Source organism: Marinobacter sp., assembly GCF_033722735.1.
Lineage (GTDB): Bacteria > Pseudomonadota > Gammaproteobacteria > Pseudomonadales > Oleiphilaceae > Marinobacter.
This window is the reverse complement of record NZ_JAWVYN010000023.1, coordinates 1-19,878: the sequence shown is the minus strand read 5'-3', so window position 1 is coordinate 19,878 and position 19,878 is coordinate 1. Positions and strand designations below refer to the sequence as shown.

16 protein-coding genes are annotated in these 19,878 nt (G+C 61.1%); 6 read left to right on the top strand and 10 right to left on the bottom strand.

The genetic code is table 11. The features are described 5' to 3' along the window. Positions 1–73: 73 nt before the first annotated feature. Together R3175_RS14965 and R3175_RS14960 are read right to left on the bottom strand one after the other, a co-directional pair. Positions 74–2,011 (bottom strand): hypothetical protein, encoded by a 1,938-nt coding sequence (locus R3175_RS14965; RefSeq protein WP_318945128.1) that lies wholly within the window; start codon positions 2,009–2,011, stop codon positions 74–76. A gap of 29 nt (positions 2,012–2,040) precedes the next feature. Continuing rightward, on the bottom strand, positions 2,041–2,673 hold the full coding sequence (locus R3175_RS14960) for a hypothetical protein (protein WP_318945127.1): 633 nt from the start codon (positions 2,671–2,673) through the stop codon (positions 2,041–2,043). Positions 2,674–2,960: 287 nt separating this feature from the next. On the opposite strand from R3175_RS14960, the gene R3175_RS14955 reads away from it, so the two are divergent. Genes R3175_RS14955 through R3175_RS14945 form a run of 3 tightly spaced genes read left to right on the top strand, consistent with a single transcriptional unit; the run spans position 2,961 to position 4,477 of the window. Next, positions 2,961–3,365 (top strand): YjfI family protein, encoded by a 405-nt coding sequence (locus tag R3175_RS14955; protein ID WP_318945126.1) that lies wholly within the window; start codon positions 2,961–2,963, stop codon positions 3,363–3,365. Between the two features lie 15 nt (positions 3,366–3,380). Beyond that, positions 3,381–4,076 carry a PspA/IM30 family protein gene (locus tag R3175_RS14950; protein ID WP_318945125.1) on the top strand — a complete coding sequence of 232 codons (696 nt, stop codon included), beginning with the start codon at positions 3,381–3,383 and terminating at the stop codon, positions 4,074–4,076. Positions 4,077–4,135: 59 nt separating this feature from the next. Then, on the top strand, positions 4,136–4,477 hold the full coding sequence (locus tag R3175_RS14945; protein ID WP_318945124.1) for a hypothetical protein: 342 nt from the start codon (positions 4,136–4,138) through the stop codon (positions 4,475–4,477). On the opposite strand, the gene R3175_RS14940 is transcribed toward R3175_RS14945, so the two are convergent. Next, entirely contained in the window at positions 4,456–7,080 is a 2,625-nt protein-coding gene (locus R3175_RS14940) for a mechanosensitive ion channel domain-containing protein (RefSeq protein ID WP_318945123.1), read from the bottom strand. The two genes, R3175_RS14945 and R3175_RS14940, sit on opposite strands and share 22 nt — an antisense overlap. A 234-nt stretch (positions 7,081–7,314) precedes the next feature. Between R3175_RS14940 and R3175_RS14935 the strand changes: the two genes are divergently transcribed. From R3175_RS14935 to R3175_RS14925, 3 genes are all read left to right on the top strand, one after another. Further along, positions 7,315–8,598 (top strand): glycerophosphodiester phosphodiesterase family protein, encoded by a 1,284-nt coding sequence (locus R3175_RS14935; protein ID WP_318945122.1) that lies wholly within the window; start codon positions 7,315–7,317, stop codon positions 8,596–8,598. A gap of 175 nt (positions 8,599–8,773) precedes the next feature. Then, positions 8,774–9,403 (top strand): LemA family protein, encoded by a 630-nt coding sequence (locus R3175_RS14930; protein WP_318945121.1) that lies wholly within the window; start codon positions 8,774–8,776, stop codon positions 9,401–9,403. Continuing rightward, positions 9,396–10,430 (top strand): TPM domain-containing protein, encoded by a 1,035-nt coding sequence (locus tag R3175_RS14925; protein WP_318945120.1) that lies wholly within the window; start codon positions 9,396–9,398, stop codon positions 10,428–10,430. Before R3175_RS14930 ends, R3175_RS14925 begins: the two co-directional genes overlap by 8 nt. A gap of 12 nt (positions 10,431–10,442) precedes the next feature. Here the strand turns inward: R3175_RS14925 and R3175_RS14920 are convergent, their stop codons facing one another. The 7 genes from R3175_RS14920 to R3175_RS14890 form a co-directional block, all read right to left on the bottom strand. Continuing rightward, entirely contained in the window at positions 10,443–11,309 is an 867-nt protein-coding gene (locus R3175_RS14920; RefSeq protein ID WP_413231780.1) for a DNA ligase, read from the bottom strand. A gap of 86 nt (positions 11,310–11,395) precedes the next feature. After that, a complete protein-coding gene (locus tag R3175_RS14915; protein WP_318945119.1) occupies positions 11,396–12,532 on the bottom strand; it encodes a hypothetical protein in 1,137 nt (378 codons plus the stop codon). A 132-nt stretch (positions 12,533–12,664) separates the two neighbouring features. Then, positions 12,665–13,750: a hypothetical protein gene (locus R3175_RS14910; RefSeq protein WP_318945118.1), complete on the bottom strand. Its 1,086-nt coding sequence runs from the start codon at positions 13,748–13,750 to the stop codon at positions 12,665–12,667. Further along, positions 13,743–17,549, bottom strand: coding sequence for a hypothetical protein (locus tag R3175_RS14905; RefSeq protein WP_318945117.1), 3,807 nt, complete (start codon positions 17,547–17,549; stop codon positions 13,743–13,745). Before R3175_RS14905 ends, R3175_RS14910 begins: the two co-directional genes overlap by 8 nt. 93 nt (positions 17,550–17,642) lie before the next feature. After that, a complete protein-coding gene (locus tag R3175_RS14900; protein ID WP_318945116.1) occupies positions 17,643–17,864 on the bottom strand; it encodes a hypothetical protein in 222 nt (73 codons plus the stop codon). 39 nt (positions 17,865–17,903) lie between these two features. Continuing rightward, complete coding sequence (locus tag R3175_RS14895; protein WP_318945115.1) at positions 17,904–18,443, bottom strand: DUF4123 domain-containing protein; 540 nt, start codon at positions 18,441–18,443, stop codon at positions 17,904–17,906. Positions 18,444–18,453: 10 nt separating this feature from the next. Beyond that, positions 18,454–19,878: type VI secretion system Vgr family protein (locus R3175_RS14890; RefSeq protein ID WP_318945114.1), on the bottom strand; the 1,425-nt coding region annotated here is incomplete at its 5' end.

Sequence of the window (19,878 nt, the reverse complement as noted above, 5' to 3'; positions counted from 1 at the left end):
AAATCAGGGGAAAGGAGGGAGGGAGTTCAGGCAGCGGAACCGGCGACCGACGCCACCGGTTCCCTGCGGACAATCAGGCGTTTTCCGCCGAATCCGCCGACTGGCCCTTGAGGGCACGGTCGGTGATGCCGGCCAGGGCCGCCTGCAGGGCCGGGGACTTGTCCAGCACGCCCTGGACGGTCTTGCCGTACCCCAGGCCCTTGGCGAACTTCTCGAAGATGTCGCCATCGCCGCCGATCAGTTCGAACTTGGCGTCCTTCAGGGCCGCCGACATCACCTTGCCGTTCTCCAGCATGCCGATGCGCTGAGCCTCGATGGTGGCCATGGTTTCCTTCTCGTGCACTTCCAGGTTCATGCGGAACTGCTCGAAGTGACGGGCCTCCTCGGACATGTTGTCGTAGGCCTTGAGCTTCTCCACCAGACCGTTGGCTTCGGCCTTGGCCATCGCCTCGCGGGCCTGGGCCTTGGCCAGTCCCAGCTTCTCTTCGCCCACGGCTTCGGTTTCCAGCCGCTGCTCGAGCACGCGCACTTCCGCCATGCCGGCTTCCTCGTCGGCCTTGGCGTTGGCCGCCTTGACCTCGGCTTCCACCAGCCCTTCGGCACGCTGGGCGGTGGCACGGGCTTCGTGCACCTGGGCCTGGGCCAGGCCATCGGCGGCCGCCAGGGCCTGCTGTCCGCGGGCCAGTTTCTCGTCGGCCGCCGCCTTCTTCTCGGCGGAATCCAGCTCGGCCTGGGAACGCACCACCACCTCGTCGGACTCCAGCTTGGCCCGCTCGTAGGCCGCTTCTGCCGCCTTCACTTCCTTCAGCTTGCGCTCTTCCGCTTCCGCCTCGGCGGCAACCACCGTCTGCACCTTCAGACGGTCCGCCTCGGAGCGGTTGCGAACATCCTTGATGTTCTCTTCCTCTTCCGCCACACCGCGCTCGACGGCGATACGCTCGCTGGTGATGACCGCAATGTCCTTGCGCTCCTCTTCCAGGGACTTCTCCATGCCGATGCGTTCGATCTCCACCGCACGCTGACGGTTGACGTCTTCCAGCTCACGGGCCTGCTGGATACGGACGTCCTCGATCTGCACGGCGCGCTCGCGGGCCTTGGTGGCCATTTCCACCTGCCGCTGCTTGTTCTCCTCGGCGATCTGCACTTCCTCGTCGGTCTTGATGCGGGCAGCTTCGGCCTTGGCACGCTCCTGCTGGCGTACCTGCTCGGTTTCCGACGTCTCTCGGGCCTGCAGGGTCTCGATCTCGCGACGCTGACGCGCCTCGGCATCGGCCTGGGTACGCTCCAGCTCCAGGGCCGCTTCCCGGGCAGAGACGTTCTTGCGCTGGATTTCCAGCTCCTGGTCCCGCTCCAGCCGGTTGGTCTCGACGTTGTGCAGGGCGGTGATCTCGGTGATCCGGCGGATACCCTCAGAGTCGAGAATGTTGTTGGGATCCAGCGAACTCTTCGGCGTTTGTTCCAGATAGTCGATGGCCACGTCTTCGAGAACGTAGCCGTTCAGGTCCTCGCCGATGGTTTCAACAATCGCATCACGGAAGCGCTGACGCTCCTCGAACAGCTGCATGAAGTCCAGCTTCTTGCCGACGGTCTTCAGCGCCTCACTGAACTTGGCGTTGAACAGGTCATTGACCGCACCGCGATCGGAAGCCCGGCCCACACCAACCGACTTGGCAACCCGCAGTACGTCCTCGGCGGTTTCGTTGACCCGCAGGTAGAACGCCACGGTGATGTCGGCCCGCAGGTTGTCCTTACAGATCAGGCCGTCCTTGCCGGTACGGTTGAGTTCCAGGGTGATGACGGAAATCTTCATGGTTTCCGCACGGTGGATCACCGGCAGCACCATGGCACCGGTAAAGTAGACCTTCGGCGTGGCCGACATGTCGTTGACGATCAGGGCCTGGCCCTGATCCACCTTGCGATAGAACGCCTTGAACAGCGACAGAATGGCCAGAATGGACACCACCAGCACACCGACGGTGACCAGAACCGGCATAATCCACGACAAGTCCATTTAGAGAATCTCCTGCGTTGATGAGCGAATTAACCGGCTGAGCCGGAGAGGAAGTCCGCCTCCGGGATCACCCAGTAGGCTTGTTGATCGGCCAGATACTCCACCAGCACCGCACGGTCTCGGCGAGCGAAGGGGCTATCACCACGTATCTGCAGAATCAGGTGGGCGCCGTCACGATGCGCCTCGGCCCGGCCCTTACCCGTGCGCTCGTTAAAGGCCAGGATGACGCAGGGCGTGCCAATGATCTGTTTTTCCAACGGGCGCTGGTAAGCGCGACGAAACAGGGGGCGCAGGGGGCGGATCAGAACCGAGGTCGCCAGCAGGCCAGCCACCAACGCCCCCGGAATGACCAGGATGGCGAACAGAAGCCGGCCCCAGCCGCTACCAAACAGCCCACCGAGCACCAGATCGGCAAAGTAGGACAGCAGCCAACTGGCCAGGAACAGCAGAGTAAGCACCAGAGGCAAAGGCACCCCCTGCAACCCCAGGGTGACCATCAGCCCGCCGGTATCGGTACCCGCGTCAAGATCCAGCTCTGCGTCAGCGGAATCGAGATCGACCAGCCCCACCAGGGAAACCAGCCAATAGATCACCGCAACCAACAGCAATACGGAAAAGATGACCGTTGGAAAGGAGAATGTAATCGCAAGAAATGCTTCCATGATTAACCGTTTTCCCTGGCTTGAGCTACATTGTTATTTTCAGAGTTGCAGTGCTGCTTCCAACCTGCCGTGAGGCGGCTCCTCCGCCCCACCAGTGACATATCCTGTCAACGCCTATAGTCGTTATACCCTACACAAATACTTTATTGCAAACCTTTTGGTTTCAGGTATAGTCTGATGACAAGTGACATAAAATGTCATAAAGACGCTGCCAACACCCGCTGTCAGGAACTGTCAGACCGCGGGCATAGGGGCTGCCGTAAGAGCCACTCGAAAAGGAGCTTAACGTGGACACTCAATCCCTCATCCTCTCCCTGGGTGATGCCACCCACGCTGGCCGGACATTCAATGTCATGCCCGTCAGTGGCGAAGATCCGGTGTTACAGGTCGTGGTATCCGGCGCCGAGGAAACGCCGGTCTACCTTACGGTCACCGAGACCCAGATTCTGTGCCTGGTCTACCTGTTTGAGGAAAGCGAGATCCGGCCTTCGGCCTTGCCGGAACTGCATGAAAGCATGCTTCGCATCAGCGTACCGATGCCCCTCAGCGCCCTCGGCAAAGTGGAAGATCATTACGTTGTCTACGGCGCCCTCAGCCCGACCTCCAGCGACGTCGAGGTGAGGCAGGAACTGGTCACCCTCGCTGACAATGCAATTGACCTGTTACAAACGTTTGAAGACTTTCTGGAATGATCAGGGGACGATGACATGAAAGCCGTACTCAAGAAAATGCTGACCGCCATGCGCGGAAGCGTCAATGAACTGGGCGAAGCGGTGGTGGACGGTCAGGGCAGCCGAATTCTGGAGCAGGAGCTGCGGGACTCGGAGCACGAACTGAAACAGGCCAAGCAGGAACTTGCCACCCTGATGGCGGAAGCCGCCGCCCTGGCCCGCCAGATCGGCGAGGAAGCCAATGCCATCGAGCGCCGGGAACAGGACGCCCGCAAGGCCCTCTCCGCCGGGGAAGAGGACCTCGCCCGGGAAGTGGCGGAACGGATTGTGGGTCACGAAAACCGCAAGGCCGAACTGACCCAGGCCCGCCACGTACTGCAGGATCGCATCGCCGGACTGAAGGAGCGGGTACAGCGTGCCGAGAAGCAGCTGGCCGAGTACCGCCGCGAGCTGCAGGTGGTGAAGACCAACGAGCGGGTGCTGCGCACCACCGCCCAGATCGACACCAACATCAACAGCAACCAGTCGTCCCTGAGCACCGCCCGCGAGACCCTGGAGCGCATCCGCGAGCGCCAGGCCCGGGAGGAGGACCGCCAGAACGCCTCCGCGCAACTGGAGAAGGAGCTCACCGGCGCCGACCTGGACGAAAAGCTGAAGGCGGCCGGCATCGATGGCGAGAAAGACGCCGTCAACGACGTACTGGCCCGCCTGAAAGGCAGCCCGAACAGCTAAACCGCCGTTCACCGCCCGCCGCGCCCCGTGCCGGCGGGCGCTTGCTCACTGGAACCACCATGACCGACAAAAAGCACTGGTCCGAAGAAGTCAAAGCCGTCCAGGCCGTGCAGCTGGCCTTCGATCTGTCCAGTGATATCCAGCGCGCCTTCCGGGTTGCCGCGGCCATGCAGGACCTCAACACGTCAGCCATGGTGCGCAAGGTGCTGCAACTGCCCTACCGCAAGAAACGCATTCGGCCACGGCTCACCGTCACCCTGCATGACGACGATTTCGAACAGCTGGCCCAACGTTATGGCTTACCGGCGGACGACCGCGCAGCGATCCGCCAGAAGGTGGCGGATGAACTGAGCCACTTCGCCTCGACCTTCGTTGCCGATCAAGACAACGAATCCGCCTGATTCCGCCACGCTCCCGGCTCGGTGCGGATATGAATGTCCCGCTGCGGGAACGGAATCTCGATGCCGGCCTGCCGCAGCTCGCGGGTAATGGCGGCGTGGAGTTCGTGGGACAGCGGCATGATGTCCAGAATACTGCGCACAAACACCCGCAGTTCGAAGTGGATGCCGCTGTCGCCGAGCCCGACACAGAACACCGCCGGCACCGGGTCGGCGACCACCCGCTCGTTGTCCCTGACGATGCCCATCAGCAGGGACTGGACCCGGTCCACATCGGAGCCATAGGCAACACGGACATGCACGATCACCCGGGTGATGGAGTCCGACAGCGTCCAATTGGTCAGGTCCTGGGTGACGAAAGTCTTGTTGGGGATGATCTGTTCCTTGCGATCCCAGTCCACCAGGGTGGTCGCCCGGATGCGGATACGCGACACCGTGCCGGTGATGCCGCCGATGGTGATGGTGTCGCCCACCCGGATCGGACGCTCAAACAACAGAATGATGCCCGAGACGAAATTGGCGACGATTTCCTGCAGCCCGAACCCCAGGCCTACCCCCAGCGCCGCCACCAGCCACTGCAGCTTGGACCACTGCGCCCCCAGGAGATTGAAGGCGGCAATGACCCCGACGATCACCACCAGGTAGTTCACGACGGTGGTGATGGCATAGCCGGTTCCTGGCGCCAGGTGCATGCGGCTGAGCAGGGCGACTTCCAGGGTGCCAGGCAGGTTGCGGGCCGCAAACAGGGTGGCCATGGCGATCAGCGCGGCCAGTGCAAGGTCTGCAAGGGTGATGTCAATGGATTCGGCTCCCTCCAGCACCGACCACACAATGATTTCATCGAACACCCGCAGGGCGGGGATGACCGGCGTCCACAACACCCACAGGCCGGCAACGGCCAGCGCCAGGGTGACGATTCGCAGCGAGGCCTTGCTCTGGCTGCTGATGTTGTGCAGGTTCACGTCCGGCAGATCCAGGGCGGCAGAACGCCCCTCTCCTGAAGAGCCCGCGGCTTCCAGAATGGCTTCCATCTCATGTTCCCGGGCCCGCTGTTCGCGCAACCACTCCAGCTTGAGGCGGCGCTCCCGCACCGACAGGGCCCGCAGGCCGAGGTAGCGGAGTAACGTCAGCACCACCAGCCAGCAGATGCTGACAAACAGGGTGGCCTCCAGCTGCACCGCAGTGTAGTGATAGCCGAACAGCGACAGTCCCGCCAGGGCTAGCGGCGTGGACACCAACAAAAACTGGATCAGCTTGAGACTCTTGGAGAGCCGCCGCCTTTCGGTACTGTCACGGTACGCCTGGAACAGGTAGTGAAGGAAGTAAGCCAGCGCCAGCGACGCCACCAGGAAGATCAAGCGCCCCAGGCTCGATTCGTAGTCCGCCCCCACCGGAGAGACCGTCAGCGGCGCCAGTATCGCGGCGGGCAACAGCACCGTTAACAGCCGCGGAATGGCTTTGCGGGTTGCCTGCAGGGTCTGGGGGCGCCAGTTGAAATGACATTCGGCCAGCCCGCCCGCACGACACACCTGACGAATCAGGCCCAGCATGAACAGCAACATCGCGCCGTCCAGAAATCCCCGGGCCAGGGCCGCCCCCACCTGCCCCGCCCCAGAGACGGTCACGGCAAGCAGCACCAGCACGGTGACCCCGGTCAGGGCCATCACCGCGCTGTAGCCCAGGGCCCGCACCGTTAACCCAATACGGTCGTGATCAACATTGCCGATGTGCTCTCCGGTGGCCATGAGCCGCTGCCGCACGCCCCGTCGCGCCTGCACCAGCCCCACCAGGCACAACGCCAGGAACAATACCAGCGGGAACCGGGCCAGCAGGGAGTCTGGCATCCCCTGCAGCAGCCTGGCCCAACGCTCCCCGCTGAACAGGCCCGACAGGGCTGCCACCAGCTCTCCCGGCGTCTCCCGGCCCACCGGCTGCGTGCTGGGCAGCCAGAACAGTCGGCGCCGCACCAGGCTCTGATAGGCGTCGATACGTTCCTTCAGGGTTCGAATGGTTCGAAAGTACTTGTTCAGCAGATCGATGTGACTGCCGACCGCTTCCCGCAGCCTGGCCAGCAGCTGGGCCCGCTGCTCCAGCAGGAAATCACTGGAAGCGTCCTCCGGATCCAGGACCGCCCCGAACTCTTCCAGCTGAAACTGCTCCACCCGCGCCGCTTCCAGCTGTTCCTTGATCGCCGGCTCCAGGTCCTTGGCCAGGTGTTGCTGTTGCAGCCGTTCCAGCCGGCGACGCAGCTGCTGGGCATAGCTTTCGGTCAGCCCCAGTCCGGCCGTTTCCAGGCGCTGCTGCAGGCTGCGAAACTCGTTGTCCAGTCGACTGAGCAAGGACTCGGCGAAGGCCTGGCGCTCGCGGGTCTGGTTCAGCGCCGCCCGGCGTTGCTCCAGAGCGTCAGTCAGGTCGCGAATTTCCTGTCGGATACCGGTGTCTGACTCCGACGGCCGCTCGATCGGCAGGGGCGCTGGGGTTTCGGATTCCGGTGGCGCTTCGATGATCGGCTGCGGCGGCGCTTCTTCGGTCACTGGGGCAGCCCGATCGACCTCCCGGACCTGAACCTGGGCCTGCACCCCCAGCGTCGGCAGGCACCAGCCCATCAGCCATAAACAGACCGAGAATCCCGTATGTCTGCATCGTTGCCGCATATCGCCCCGCCCCGGAAACCTGCAGACTTGAGTATGGTCCATACCATCAGGATCTGCCGGCCGGCTCAGCAGCCATCGAGTCCGGGAGGATCGCCATTCACCAGAACGTCACCAGGCTGTCACCGGGTCTGTGGAAAGCTGCGAGGGCCAGCCCCGGGCTGGCTGACGATTCACAAGGAGCCGATCATGACCGCCAGATTATGGATAACCCTCGCCATCGCCCTGCTTCCCGCCCTGGCCTCCACTGCCCCGGGCCAGGGCACCCCCGTCGGAGTCACCCCCAACATAGCCTCGAAGCAGGTCCAGTTGGGTCCCCGCCCCTTTTATTTGTTGGACAACATGGCGGACAGTCCGCTGAAGGAGACCCTGAAAGCCTGCCGGGGCGACCAGTTCCGGCCCAGCGACTTTTCCATTGGCCATCGCGGCGCGCCGCTGCAGTTCCCGGAACACACCCGCGAGTCCTACATCGCCGCCGCTCGCATGGGCGCCGGCATCGTCGAGTGCGATGTCGCCTTCACCAAGGACCGGCAACTGGTGTGCCGGCACGCCCAAAACGATCTTCACACCACCACCAACATCGTCACCATCCCGGAGCTGAACGCCAAGTGCACCCAGCCCTTCGTGCCCGCCGACCCGGCCTCCGGCACCCCGGCCCAGGCCGAATGCCGCACCAGCGACATCACCCTCGCAGAGTTCAAGACCCTGCGGGGCAAGATGGATGGCTACAACCCCAACGCCACCACGCCAGAGGAGTACCTGGCCGGTACCGCCGACTGGCGCACGGACCTGTACGCCACCGACGGCACCCTGCTGAGCCATCGGGAGAGCATCGAGCTGTTCCAACAGCTGGGCGTGAAATTCACCCCGGAACTGAAGCGACCGGTGGTGGAAATGCCCTATGAAGGGGACTACAGCCAGCAGGATTACGCCCGTCAGATGATCAACGACTACATCGACGCCGGCGCTCCCCCCGAGGACGTCTGGCCGCAGTCGTTCTACCTGGACGACGTGTTGTTCTGGGTAAACCAGATGCCCCGGTTCGGCCGCCAGGCGGTGTATCTGGACCAGGCGCCCATCACCCCCGACAACAGCTCCCTGGCCTACATGGAAAGCCTGTCGGCCCAGGACATCCGGATCCTCGGCCCGGCACTCTGGAAGATGCTGACCCTGGACAGCCACGGCGACATCGTGGCCTCCGAATACGCGAAGAACGCGAGAGCGGCTGGCCTGAACATGATCGCCTGGACCGTGGAACGCAGCGGTCCGCTGGCCAACGGCGGTGGCTGGTACCACCAGACCATTACCGACGCCATCGACCGGGACGGCGACACTTTCGAAGTGATCGATGCCCTGGCCCGGGACGTCGGCGTGATCGGCATCTTCTCGGACTGGCCGGCGACGACCACGTACTATGCCAACTGCATGGGGCTGAATGAACGGGGCCTGGGACACGGCCGTCGTCCGCGCTAATGCGCCTGTCCCGCCCGACCAGTCATCCGGGCGGGACCATCACCACCGACGAAGCCCCGTGCCCGGTAACAGGGACGGGGCTACTGTCGCCAAAACTGAGACCTTGGCAGTGGTAACCGGCAGGAGATTGATCCAGTATGATTTGAGCCTTTGACGTATTAGGGACCAAGCCGTCATGTACTCATCACCGACTGAATCGATGCCCTCCCGGGCTCGGGGCAATGCCTTCCTCTGGCTGATCGCCGCCGTTGTGGTCGCCGCCATCGCCGTGCCCTGGCACACCCACAACAGCCTCACCGGCAAGGACGAGTCCGTCTCCTCAGCCTGGGCGAACGTGCAGAGCAACCTGCAACGTCGCGCCGACCTGATTCCCAACCTGCTGCGAACGGTCAGCCAGGCCATGGAATACGAAAGCGAAACCCTGGAGGCCCTGGTTGAGCAACAGGCCGAACTGCTCGCCCGCCACCAGCAACCACCGGCGGACGAGGCGGCACTGAACCACATCGCCGAGGTGGACAGGCAACTGTCCGTCAGTACACAGCACCTTCTCGCCCGGACGGCGGTGCTGCCGGAACTGAAAGCCACCGACCAGTTCCTCCAGCTGCAGGCGCAACTGGAAGGCACCGAGAACCGCATCAACGTGGCCCGTATCCGGTATAACGAGGCAGCCCGAGACTACAACAGCGCCATCCGCGGCTTTATCGGGCGTTATGTGGCCGAATCCCTGGGCATGACGCCCCGCCCCTACTTCGAGGCCAGTGACGACGCCGGCCAGCCGGTCGAGGTGGTGTTCGGTAATGACTGAGCGCCCCCTGGGCACGCGGCTGGCGTGGTTGCTCGCGATCCTGCTGGTGAACGCAGGCTTGATCTGGTGGCTGAACGCGGTGTTTCTGTCCCCGCCACCCATGGTGGCGGACGCAACAGGCTTGCTGTCGGAGAGTGAACGGGCGCGGATCAGCGAGTTTCACCGCTTCCTGCTCAAGGATTATGACCTGGACTATCGCGTCGTCATCGACCGCGACCTGGGGGACATCGACCGGTATGCCGCCGACTATTTCCGGGACCAGGAGGTCGGCGCCTCCAGCCACACCGGCCGGGGCCTGTTGCTGGTGCTCGATGTGGATGCCAACCAGGTGCGGATGGAGGTCAGCCACGCCCTGGAGCCGGTCTATACCGACGCCTTTGTGGCCTACTTCGAGCACCGCCAGATGACCGAGTTCTTCGCGGTCAACCGCATTGCCGACGGCATCCTGGCAACCACCGAGCTCTTGGTGACCCGGGCCGCCAACGCGGCTAACGGACTCGACCCCAGCACCGAAGGCTGGGCCGCCGAAAGTGGCGGTGGCGGTGCACGGGTGGACGCGCGGATTGGCGAAGGGCCTACCGGGCACAGCACGGAAGCCCTGGACAGCGCGGGCACCACATCGCCCCGCGATACCCTCGAGCTGTACCGGCAGGCCATGGCCAACCGCAACAACAACCCGAGGCTGGCGATCTATTCCGACTCAACCCGCGACCTGCTGGCCCAACGCCTTGCCACCCCGGCCCAGATGGACAACGTTGCCCGGAGCCTGCGGGAATGCGAGGTGGAACGCAGCTTCCGGAACCATGACCGGGCCGTACTCCGTTATCCCATCGCCGAGCGAACCTGTCCACCGTACTTTTTTGTGCGGGAAGACGGCCGGTGGCGACTGGATTTCACGGTGATGATTGACGCCATCCGCTTCGGGCGGAACAACCAGTGGCGCCTGGTACCGGGGTATTCCGGTCCATACCAGTTTGCCTTCCTCGACCTGAGGTTCGACAAAAACGGCTACCCCTATCCGCCCTAATGTCCCCAATCGCTACTGCACCGCCGGCTCGTCATCACGGATGCGCAGGAAGCTGGCGAACCGGGGCAGGCCGGTCGAGGTCAGGCCAAAATACTTATAGGTCACGGTGGTGCCGAGGGCGGGCGGTGCCTCACGCTCGGCATCCGAGAAACCGGTGCCGATGCGGAATCGCCGGCCATCGTCCCGCTCCACCAGCAACGCCCCCAGCCGCCCCTCATGGCGGCCCTGCCCCGGCACATGGCCGATCACCACCGCTTCCGCATCCTGGTGACGCTTGACCTTCAACAGGTCCTCGGAACGCCCAGAGCGATAACGGCTGGCGCCGTGGTGCAGCATCACCCCCTCGCCACCGGCGGCCACCACCCGATCCAGCTCCGCCATCAGGGCCTCGTGGGTAGTGGCCCGGTGCTGTGGAATCAGCGCCAGATGGGGCGACGGCGAGTCGCCCAGCAAGCGCTCCAGTTGCGCCAGCCGCTCGCTAAAGGGAGCCTCGCTGGCCGGCAGATCAAAGACCATCAAACGAATCCGCCGCCACTCCTCCGCATCCGGCGTATAGCGACGAACAGCCGCCGACAGCTCCGCAAAGCGCTGCCGCCCCATCCACAGCTCGCCATCCAGCGGCTGCTCAGGGAAGCCCTCGGTAAACCAGTCCGGCGCATTGAACTTATTGCCCTGTCGCGATTGCAGCGTTTCACCGTCCCAGTAGGCGCGGACACCGTCCAGTTTCTCGCTGACCCAGTAGCCTTCCAGCTCGGTGCCTTCTTGGTAGGTTTGGGCGAGGAGGAGTGGGGGTGGGGTTTGGGCGATTGCTGTGCTGCCGATGGCTACCATCATGGCGGCCACAAGCAGGCGGGGCGACAATCCGTATCGTTTGAACATCCGTGTGCGTCCTTTGCGATGACGTTCAGGTCTGCCAAATCGGGATATTGTGGCTCCGTGATCAAGCGCCTGAATGTATGAATCTATTAAACCAGACGAACACTTTCCCCTGACTTAGCCCGACTCGGGCGACTATCACGACGTCCACGGCCATAGGCGAGCATGTCCTCTGGCGTCATGTGCGCATAGCGAACCTTCCTTGCCATCAGGTTCGGGCGTTGCTCGGTGTCGATGTGCAGGACCCGGCTGTACAGCTCGTCTTCTTTTTGCTTGAACGTTTCGTCGTCCATATCCCGCCAGTAGCGGTCCGGCCGGCCGGTCTTGCGGTCGTGTTCGGCAGTCACCGGATCCTTGTGCCGGTGGGGTTCCAGCACGGGAAACTCCGGCAGGGGCCGGGTCACGTCCATGTAGTTCTGGAGGAAATCCCAGAGCGCGTAGCAGGGACGGGAAACGTGGTGCCAACCCAACAGGATATCCCCTATGTGAACCTCCAGCTTGCTGTAGCGATGGCACAATATGAAATCGAACCTCGGCCCATACTGGGTGGCACCACCTGCCACCCAGCCGTCAAACTCATAAAAGGGTGCCTCGATGACCGTCGCTTTACGCCGCCCAAGGAACGGGATCGTCCGGCGGTAGCGCCACACCCGGACCAGACCGGTACGGCGGTTGAGTTCCCATTCAGGCCCCCGTCCAGCCTTTACGCACCATCGAGGAAAGAGTTCGAATACGAGCGAGGACGATAACCACATGAAAGCCGGTATGCCTGATATCACCAAGAAAAATGGCCAGACTTCTTTCAGGGCAATTAATAAAGTTGAGCCAGTAAGGTAGGCATGCATCAAATAAGTAACAAGCCCAAGAGGTAAACTGACCCAGAAGAAACCTTTGCCGTATACCTCAAACACATTGATCAACTTCGACCGGAAAGCCAGCGGCGCATAACAAATACTTTCATGATCCAGCTGCCCCTGATCTCCCGTTTCAGCCAGCAGATCCCCGCGCTTTTCAATTCTTCGAAGCGCCTCCGGTCGCCAGCGAGCAAACAGGTTGGACGGCATCAGTTCTTGCGTGCCGCCCCAGGGCAGCCGGAAACCGGCTGAGCGTCCCAGTTTGGAGTGACTGAAATCCTGGCTCTGGACGGGTTGCTCGGGTATCGAGTCCGGGCGGTAGGCACCGGGGCCATAGTAGTTCATGCCGTCAGGCGGAGTCAGGCTGGTCATTCAGGCTTACCTTGTCGTCGAACCAGAAAGGCCGGCTTTCCTCGCTCAGATGGGCTTGTTTTTATCTCCTCAAGCATTACCAATTGGCTGTCTATGTGCTCCGGACCTGGGGCGACCTTGACGAGACTCCTGTCAACCACGGCCATAGGCGAGCATGTCTTCAGGTGTCATATGCGCATAGCGTACCTTCCTGGCCATCAGGTTCGGGCGTTGCTCGGTATTGATGCGCATGACCCCGCGGTGCATATCGTCCTCTTTTTGCTTGAACGTTTCATCGTCCATATCCCGCCAGTAACGTTTCGGCCGGCCGGTCTTTCGGTCGTGTTCGGCGGTCACCGGATCCTTGTGCCGGTGGGGTTCCAGCACGGGGAACTCCGGCAAGGGCCTGGTCACGTCCATGTAATTCTGGAGGAAATCCCAGAGCGCGTAGCAGGGGCGGGAAATGCGTTGCCAACCCAACAAGATATCCCCCAGATGAACCTCCAGCTTGCTGTAGCGGTGGCATAATATGAAATCGAACCTCGAACCATGCTGGGTCGCACCACCCGCCACCCAACCGTCAAACTCATGGAAGGGGTGCTCGATAATCGTCGCTTTACATCGTTCAAGAAATGGGATCGTGCGGCGGTAGCGCCACACCCGGACCATGCCAGTACGGCGATTGAGTTCCCATTCTGGCCCCCGTCCAGCCTTTACGCACCATCGAGGAAAAAGTTTGAAAACGAGCGTGGAGGACAACCACATAAGGCCAGGAACCCCTGCGATCACGAAAAGTACCGGCCAAACTTCAAAGAATACAGTCAGCCAGGTTTCGTCAGGCCCAACCCAAGACACACCTATTAAATACATAACCAGCGCAACTGGTAACCCGATACAGAAGAACCCTTTGCCATACATTCCAAATCCGTTGATCAACCTGGATCTCAAGGCTAACGGTGCGAAACAAATGCATTCATGGTCCTGTTGCCCCTGATCTCCTGTTCCAGCGAGCAGGTCCCCTCGCTTTTCAATTCTTCGAAGGGCCTCCGGTCGCCAGCGAGCAAAGAGGTTAGACGGCATCAATTCTTGCGTGCCGCCCCAGGGCAACCGGAAACCGGCTGATCGTGCCAGTTTTGAGTGATTGAAATCCTGGCTCTGGACGGGTTGCTCGGGTATCGAGTCCGGGCGGTAGGCACCGGGGCCATAGTAGCCGCCGGAATCAGCCGTTGAGTTATCCATAATAACGGACCTGTTCGTCGTACCAGAAAGGACGACCTTTTTCACGGAAGTCCGGTTGGGTATGTTCCTGATTGTCTTTGCTGTAGACCAAAGGGTCCTCCGGATCCGGGGCGGGGAACACCATTGGGGTTTCGCCTTCTTTAATCTGGATTTGCAACTGGATGCGGACGTTCCAGTGGTAGGTCCAGGTTTCGTTTAAATCCACCGCTCCTAACCAGCGCTGCACTTCCGTGCTGCGGGTGAGGGGCGTTTTCAGGTACACATGGGTCCCGCCTTCGAACGCTTCCTCCCACAACACGTGGTTCTTCAGTTCGGTCCTTGCAATTGGCGTAACCGTCGTGTTGGACATATCACTTACACCCAGCAAATACCCCCGTTCGGACTTGGACTCCACCAATTGCATGTGCGGTTTGAGCCCCACCATCTCGGCTCCCTTGAACAAACCGGGAATGGCGCTTTCTACTCGCAGGCGTGTGTTTGCCTCGCCGAGGGCAGCCAACCGACCTTCGTCCTGCTCGCCCAACTCACCCCGCAGTGCCTGGCCGCGCAGGGGGTTGGGTTCGATCACGACACTGACCCCCATCAGCAGACTGACCAGGCGATAATAGGCCTCACGCGGCTCCTTCAGGAAAGGCTTCTCCGCCATCGGCCCAAAGGGGCCATGGCGCATCCAGATCTCCATGGGCTCTTCGCTGAACCAGGCCATCACCACAGTGCCGGAGATAGCCAGCGCCACACCCAGGGCGAGCCAACCGACCGGACCTAAAAACAGTAACCCCGCCGACCCGGCGAGATTGGCAAACGCCAACGCCACGCCCCCAGCGGCGACGATGCCTGCACCCACCGCTGCGCCAGTATTGCCCATACGGTAAAGGTATTGGGCGTCCAGGGCATAGTCGAACGCCATCAGGATTCCTCCTAGTCCGCCAAAGATCTTGCCCCAAGTCAGGGGCCCGCCAAGATATTGAGCGAGCTTATGAGCAATGGGACCACTCCACTCACGGGATAGGAACTGCTTAGACACCCTTTCCACAATCGCAACGTTTTGTAGAAACCGCTCAGTCAGCATGACGGAGGCATAGGTTAAGTCATAAATTGCACTTCCAGCTCCAACAACAGCACTGCTACCGCCTAGGACCCTAAAGTCCCCGTCAAACGCAGCCTTAACCCCTGTAATATTATGCAACTCCATCAACATAACCGCCGCCGGCAAAATCGGCGAGTTGAGCACCCGGTAAAGACGTCTGTTTTCCGTCTTCGTCACCGTGTCTTCAAAGGCGCGTACCTTGGCCTCCAGGGTGTTTCTATTCATTTCCAGGTCATCGAAGGCATCGTTGGCGGCTTGCAGGCTACCATCCACCGTCTCGAAGTGGCTCAAGGCCTTTTCCAGCTTCGCCTCGGCATCGGCCATCCGCCGGGCCACCACGACAGCGGAGGCCTCCGACAGGTTCGAGGATTGGTTAGCATAGCGCTCCCAGATGTCCAGTTCCTTCAATGCCCTGGCGTACTGCCTTTCCGCTGCGCCCAAGTGCCTCAGGATCCTCGCAATTCGTTCGTTCTCCGGCACAACCAGTACCAGCGCCTCATCCGCAGTACCGGAAGGCAATCCCTGCGCCCTGGCACGGACCTGGCTGGTGGAAGCCCTGGGGCGAACGCCCCCCTCGCCCTGCTCGGTGATATCGCCAAACATGCGAATGGCCCGTCCCTCTTCGGGGAGTTCCTCCATGCCCGTGATGCCAATCACGTAGTAGCCCTTCTGCGTCGCCTTGGAAAGGCGCTCCAGCCGGACGTTGCCTGTGAGGAAGGGCATAGAAGCCCTGAGCTGCTGAATCGACCCTGCGTACAGTCTCATTTGAGCTTTGGTTGCGTTTGCAAATAACCGCTGTCTCTGCGCAGCTAGGTTCTTTGAACGTAGAGCGATCTCAGATTCCTGTACGGCTATGCGCTCAAGGTTTGCCTGTGCTTTCCGACTGGCCTGCTCCGCCTGACGGTGACCTTCACTCAGTTCATCCGCAGCTTTGGCTCTTGCATCCGCACCCGCCCTCTCAGCCGCGGCCCTCTCCTGGCCCAATCGATCCATTTCGGCTTCCATCGCCTTAAGCTGGGTATCGATATCCTTAAGTTGCTGATTGCCACTAACCAAGGGCTGGCTGGCGCTCTGGATTGCCCCCCATAAATTGCCATGGATGTTCAGTAGTGTCTGGGTGCCTGTCCGCAAGCTTGAGGCAAAGGCCGTTGAGAACACTCCTGCCTCAGCAGCTGCGGCCAGTTCCAGGCCGTCCCGCGTCTTGACAAGGTCCGTTTCCGGGAGGTCTGTATTTTCCAGGGATGCCAACTCGCTGGCACGGAATTGACCATCGCCAGAGTTTTCCTCCGGCTCGGCAGGAGGTTCATAAGGCTGTTCCAGGTCTTCGACACGAAAGCGGGGAAATAGGACTGAGTACAGCAATTCACTGTGCCCAGCACTGCACAGTCCCTGAAGCCACTCCTTACCTTTTCCATCCCTGGAGCCGTCCACCCTGGCGGCTAATACGTCACATTCTCCCGGTTCTTTGATCACTTCCTGTATCAGCGAAGTCAGAAAGTGGAAAGCACCCGCATAGTCATAACCATCATGGGTGAACAGGTCCACCAAGCTGTGCTGCGCCCAACTGCGTTGCAAAAGGTCCAGCAGATCTTCCTGCAGGCTAGTCCCATACTCCACTGCGAGCTTTCTTTCGGAAACGGCAATGGACCGTTCCAGCTCCTTTTGCCCCTCGCCATTTATTTCAGACATGTACTTGTGCAGCGGATTTCGCTTTCCCCCAATATCACGGGGGACAACCGCGGCATTCATTAACAAGGCGGAATCAAAATGGGGTCGGGCCTTCGCTCGTCTCACCGTACCAATGGAAAACCAGGCCGCGACCTGTCGACGCTGTTGCAGATAGCGAAGCTTTCCGACTGGGTCATCAAGCCGGATGGCTCCTATTAGCCGGTCTCGCGCGTCCTGAACGCTGTCCCCAATGGCTTGGGTATCTTCAGGCCATTCAAGTACCCCACGCCCCTCGATGTCCCCGGTAGCCTGATCAGCTGACTCCACTTCTTTCAGTGTCTGATGCAGGCATCTGGCAAGCGCTGTCATTTCCGGACGTTCATCCTCGTGGATCGGATCCTCCGGATCCGGATCCTCCTGTCGTTGGTGGACCCCAACGGCCACCTGCGATGCAGACGCAGCATAGTCGCCCTTGAGATCAAGGAGGTATTTCTCCGGGCGGTCAAACTGCCACTCAACTGAAGGGTTTCGGCTCCTCTGGGGCGCGAGATTGCTAGCCAGGAAGGCATTGGTAAAACTTGTGTTTACCGTCAGGGTATCGCCTTCACTATGCTTAGGTTCTGCAAGCTCCATGCTGACAGTGCTGCAGCGATCCACCCTCGCCAGTGGGCGCCCCTGCAGGTAATTGATTCGTGCCCCGGGCCACTGGGACTCACTGTAAGCTGCGTGAACGCTGATCCATTTGCGATCAACTCGTGCCGGCACCCAGACTTCACTCAAGGCCGTGCCTGTCACGGTTCGGTAGCCAGGCTCAAACTCACCGTCAGTTCGGCGATAGTTCTGGAGCGGGACATCATGGTAACGGGTAACACCTTGCTCATCGATGCGCACTTCAATTTCGCGCCAAAGCTTCCCCTCATGGAACAGGTAGATAAAGCCAGGACGAGACATCACATGATGGGATGGATTGTTGCCTTTGAGGGTCACACCCGAAATCAAAGTAGTCGGGATGATGGGAAGTATTACATGATGCTGCCGTTCCATCTCCCGATCCACCGCCGTTGCGTTCTGCAGGAAAGGGACACGAATGGGCTCGCCCTCATCTGTGGCAATCTCCAACCACAGGTTACGATTGGGCTATCCTTGCCATGGCCAGACATGAAGAACCGAGTCATCCAAGTCTTCTAGGGCTACCCGATTTTCCAGCCCTTCTTGCTGTTCAGCATTCGCCTCATCAAAGATCCGGAAGGTATGCCCTTCCGGGTGCTCCCGACCAAGAACCTCAACAATCAGGGATTCCCCCTCGCAGGCTGGCCCGCAACTTTCAGTACGCTGTTGCGAAGAACTGGTTTCAGACATCCTTGTCATTCCTTCCATCGATATCAGGTTGTGCGGCGTTTAGACCGGGGCGGAGTTCAGTGCCCGCCACTGCTCCGGTTCCAGTGTCGGTGTTGCACCCATAGTGACAGGATCGGGATTATCGCTGGTCACCCAACGTTCATGGCCGGTTTCCCCATACCAATACGTCACACTCGTTATTACGTTGTCCTGGCCTTTCGCTGACGGGGCCAAGCCATGCCAGATTCGTGGATCGTAGAATCTGAGCAACCCTCTTCGGCCCCCGTCAAATTGAACGCTCAGTCTTTGGCGCGCCCAATCTGTAACTGCTCTTAAGCCTTGACTGGAATCGAGAATCAGCCCACTCAATTCATCGTTTTGGAGGCCTTGTCGAGCCCACCGATATAAGTCGCTGTCTTCTCGAACTTGCAGGACGATCGGACTCTGTTCCTGGTAGGGCTCCCACTCGGTTTGGGCGAAGAGGTACTCCCATTCCGGATTAGGTTCAATTTCATAGGCCTTTTGCAGAATCGCCGCTGATGATCTGGATTCCAGAATCAGATAGCACAGCCCATTGCGGGGAAATATTTGCGAGTCCATCTCTATCCCCCTATGCCGTCTGTGCTTTGCCACAGGGGCAATCAGTCAAAGGGCAGGTGCCATCCGGCTGTTCCTGGCATTGTTCCACAATAGCCGCTCTCTGAATTCGGGCTTGTTTCAAACGATGGGCGACAATTGGTTTTGCCTTTGGTCTTTGGCCCACGTTGGCAACCGCCACCGGCGTCACCGCCCCACCATTGGCATCCACCAATCCCGGCATCCCCGGCGCCTGCACGCCCTGCCCTGACCCACTCCCCGGCGAACCACCGCCGTTGAGTTTGATGGTGGGGCCACTGAGGGCGACGCCGCTGGGGTCGATTTTGACGAAGCTGCCGCCGGCTTTGAGGGTGATTTCGGCGCCGGCTTCGATGACGGCTTTCTGGCCGGCCTTGATGTGGAGTTCGGTGCCGGAGTCGGTGAGCCAGGCGGTGCCGGCTTTTAGATGAAGAGTACCGGTGACGTTGAAGCTGTGGTCCTGGCCGACCTGTTCTCGGCGTTCGCCGTCCACCGTCAGGTGGTCGTTCGCCTGGATATGGCCGACCCGGTCGTTCTCCAACGTCAGGTGGCTGTCGTGCTTGATGACTTCGGTGCGGTTGTTTTCGGTGAGCAGGTCCAGGTCCTTCTGGGCGTGGACGTAGATCTGCTCCTGGCCGGCCTCGTCCTCGAAGCGCAGCTCGTTGCTGCCCTCGCCCTTGTGGGTCTGGGTCTTCAGCACTGTGCGGGTCTTGTTCGCCGGCAACGCATAGGGCGGTGTGTTGGTGGCGTGGTAGGTGCGCCCGGTGATGATGGGCTGGTCCGGGTCGCCGTCGAGGAAGCTGACGATGACCTCGTGGCCGATGCGCGGCAGGGCCATGAAACCGTACTGGCCGCCGGCCCAGCCCTGGCTGACCCGGAGCCAGGCGCTGCTGTGTTCGTCATTCTGACTGTAGCGGTCCCAGGGAAAGCGGACCTTGACCCGGCCATGCTCGTCGCAGTGGATCTCCTCCCCTGCGGGACCGGTGACGATGGCCATCTGGGGACCATCCATCAGCGGCCGATTGGCGACCTGTGGCCGCCAGGTGCGATCGGCGGGCATGGCGGTGAAGGTGTTGCTGTAGCTGGTGGGTTTGCTGCCGCCCTCCTCTTCCAGGGCCTGGGGCTGTTTGCCGGTGTGGACGATGCCGGTGAGCAGCCAGTCGCGGTTGAGCGGATCTTGCTGGTGGCCGGTCAGGGGCAGCTTGGCGCCGGCGGCGAGGTCCGGGCGGTTGCTCTTGCCATGGGCCTCGCTGGTCTGGTTGCGCTGGGCGTCGAGCCGGGCCTGGGTGAAGGCGGTGCCGCTGGCATCGGCCTTGAAGCGGCCGGGGTAGTCATAATATTGATAATCGTCGCGCTGGTGGTCGATGCCGGCCGCGGCCTGCTCGTGCATCAACGCGTAGGCAGGGTTCTTGAAGGTGTA

What these genes read in the sequence shown, in the direction of transcription:
- R3175_RS14950 (WP_318945125.1), top strand. Translation starts at nt 3,381, where the DNA reads ATGAAAGCCGTACTCAAGAAAATGCTGACCGCCATGCGCGGAAGCGTC.
- R3175_RS14940 (WP_318945123.1), bottom strand. Translation starts at nt 7,080, where the DNA reads ATGGGCTGGTGCCTGCCGACGCTGGGGGTGCAGGCCCAGGTTCAGGTC.
- R3175_RS14905 (WP_318945117.1), bottom strand. Translation starts at nt 17,549, where the DNA reads ATGGAACGGCAGCATCATGTAATACTTCCCATCATCCCGACTACTTTG.
- R3175_RS14910 (WP_318945118.1), bottom strand. Translation starts at nt 13,750, where the DNA reads ATGGATAACTCAACGGCTGATTCCGGCGGCTACTATGGCCCCGGTGCC.
- R3175_RS14920 (WP_413231780.1), bottom strand. Translation starts at nt 11,309, where the DNA reads ATGTTCAAACGATACGGATTGTCGCCCCGCCTGCTTGTGGCCGCCATG.
- R3175_RS14930 (WP_318945121.1), top strand. Translation starts at nt 8,774, where the DNA reads ATGTACTCATCACCGACTGAATCGATGCCCTCCCGGGCTCGGGGCAAT.
- R3175_RS14925 (WP_318945120.1), top strand. Translation starts at nt 9,396, where the DNA reads ATGACTGAGCGCCCCCTGGGCACGCGGCTGGCGTGGTTGCTCGCGATC.
- R3175_RS14895 (WP_318945115.1), bottom strand. Translation starts at nt 18,443, where the DNA reads ATGGACTCGCAAATATTTCCCCGCAATGGGCTGTGCTATCTGATTCTG.
- R3175_RS14965 (WP_318945128.1), bottom strand. Translation starts at nt 2,011, where the DNA reads ATGGACTTGTCGTGGATTATGCCGGTTCTGGTCACCGTCGGTGTGCTG.
- R3175_RS14935 (WP_318945122.1), top strand. Translation starts at nt 7,315, where the DNA reads ATGACCGCCAGATTATGGATAACCCTCGCCATCGCCCTGCTTCCCGCC.
- R3175_RS14945 (WP_318945124.1), top strand. Translation starts at nt 4,136, where the DNA reads ATGACCGACAAAAAGCACTGGTCCGAAGAAGTCAAAGCCGTCCAGGCC.
- R3175_RS14900 (WP_318945116.1), bottom strand. Translation starts at nt 17,864, where the DNA reads ATGTCTGAAACCAGTTCTTCGCAACAGCGTACTGAAAGTTGCGGGCCA.
- R3175_RS14960 (WP_318945127.1), bottom strand. Translation starts at nt 2,673, where the DNA reads ATGGAAGCATTTCTTGCGATTACATTCTCCTTTCCAACGGTCATCTTT.
- R3175_RS14915 (WP_318945119.1), bottom strand. Translation starts at nt 12,532, where the DNA reads ATGACCAGCCTGACTCCGCCTGACGGCATGAACTACTATGGCCCCGGT.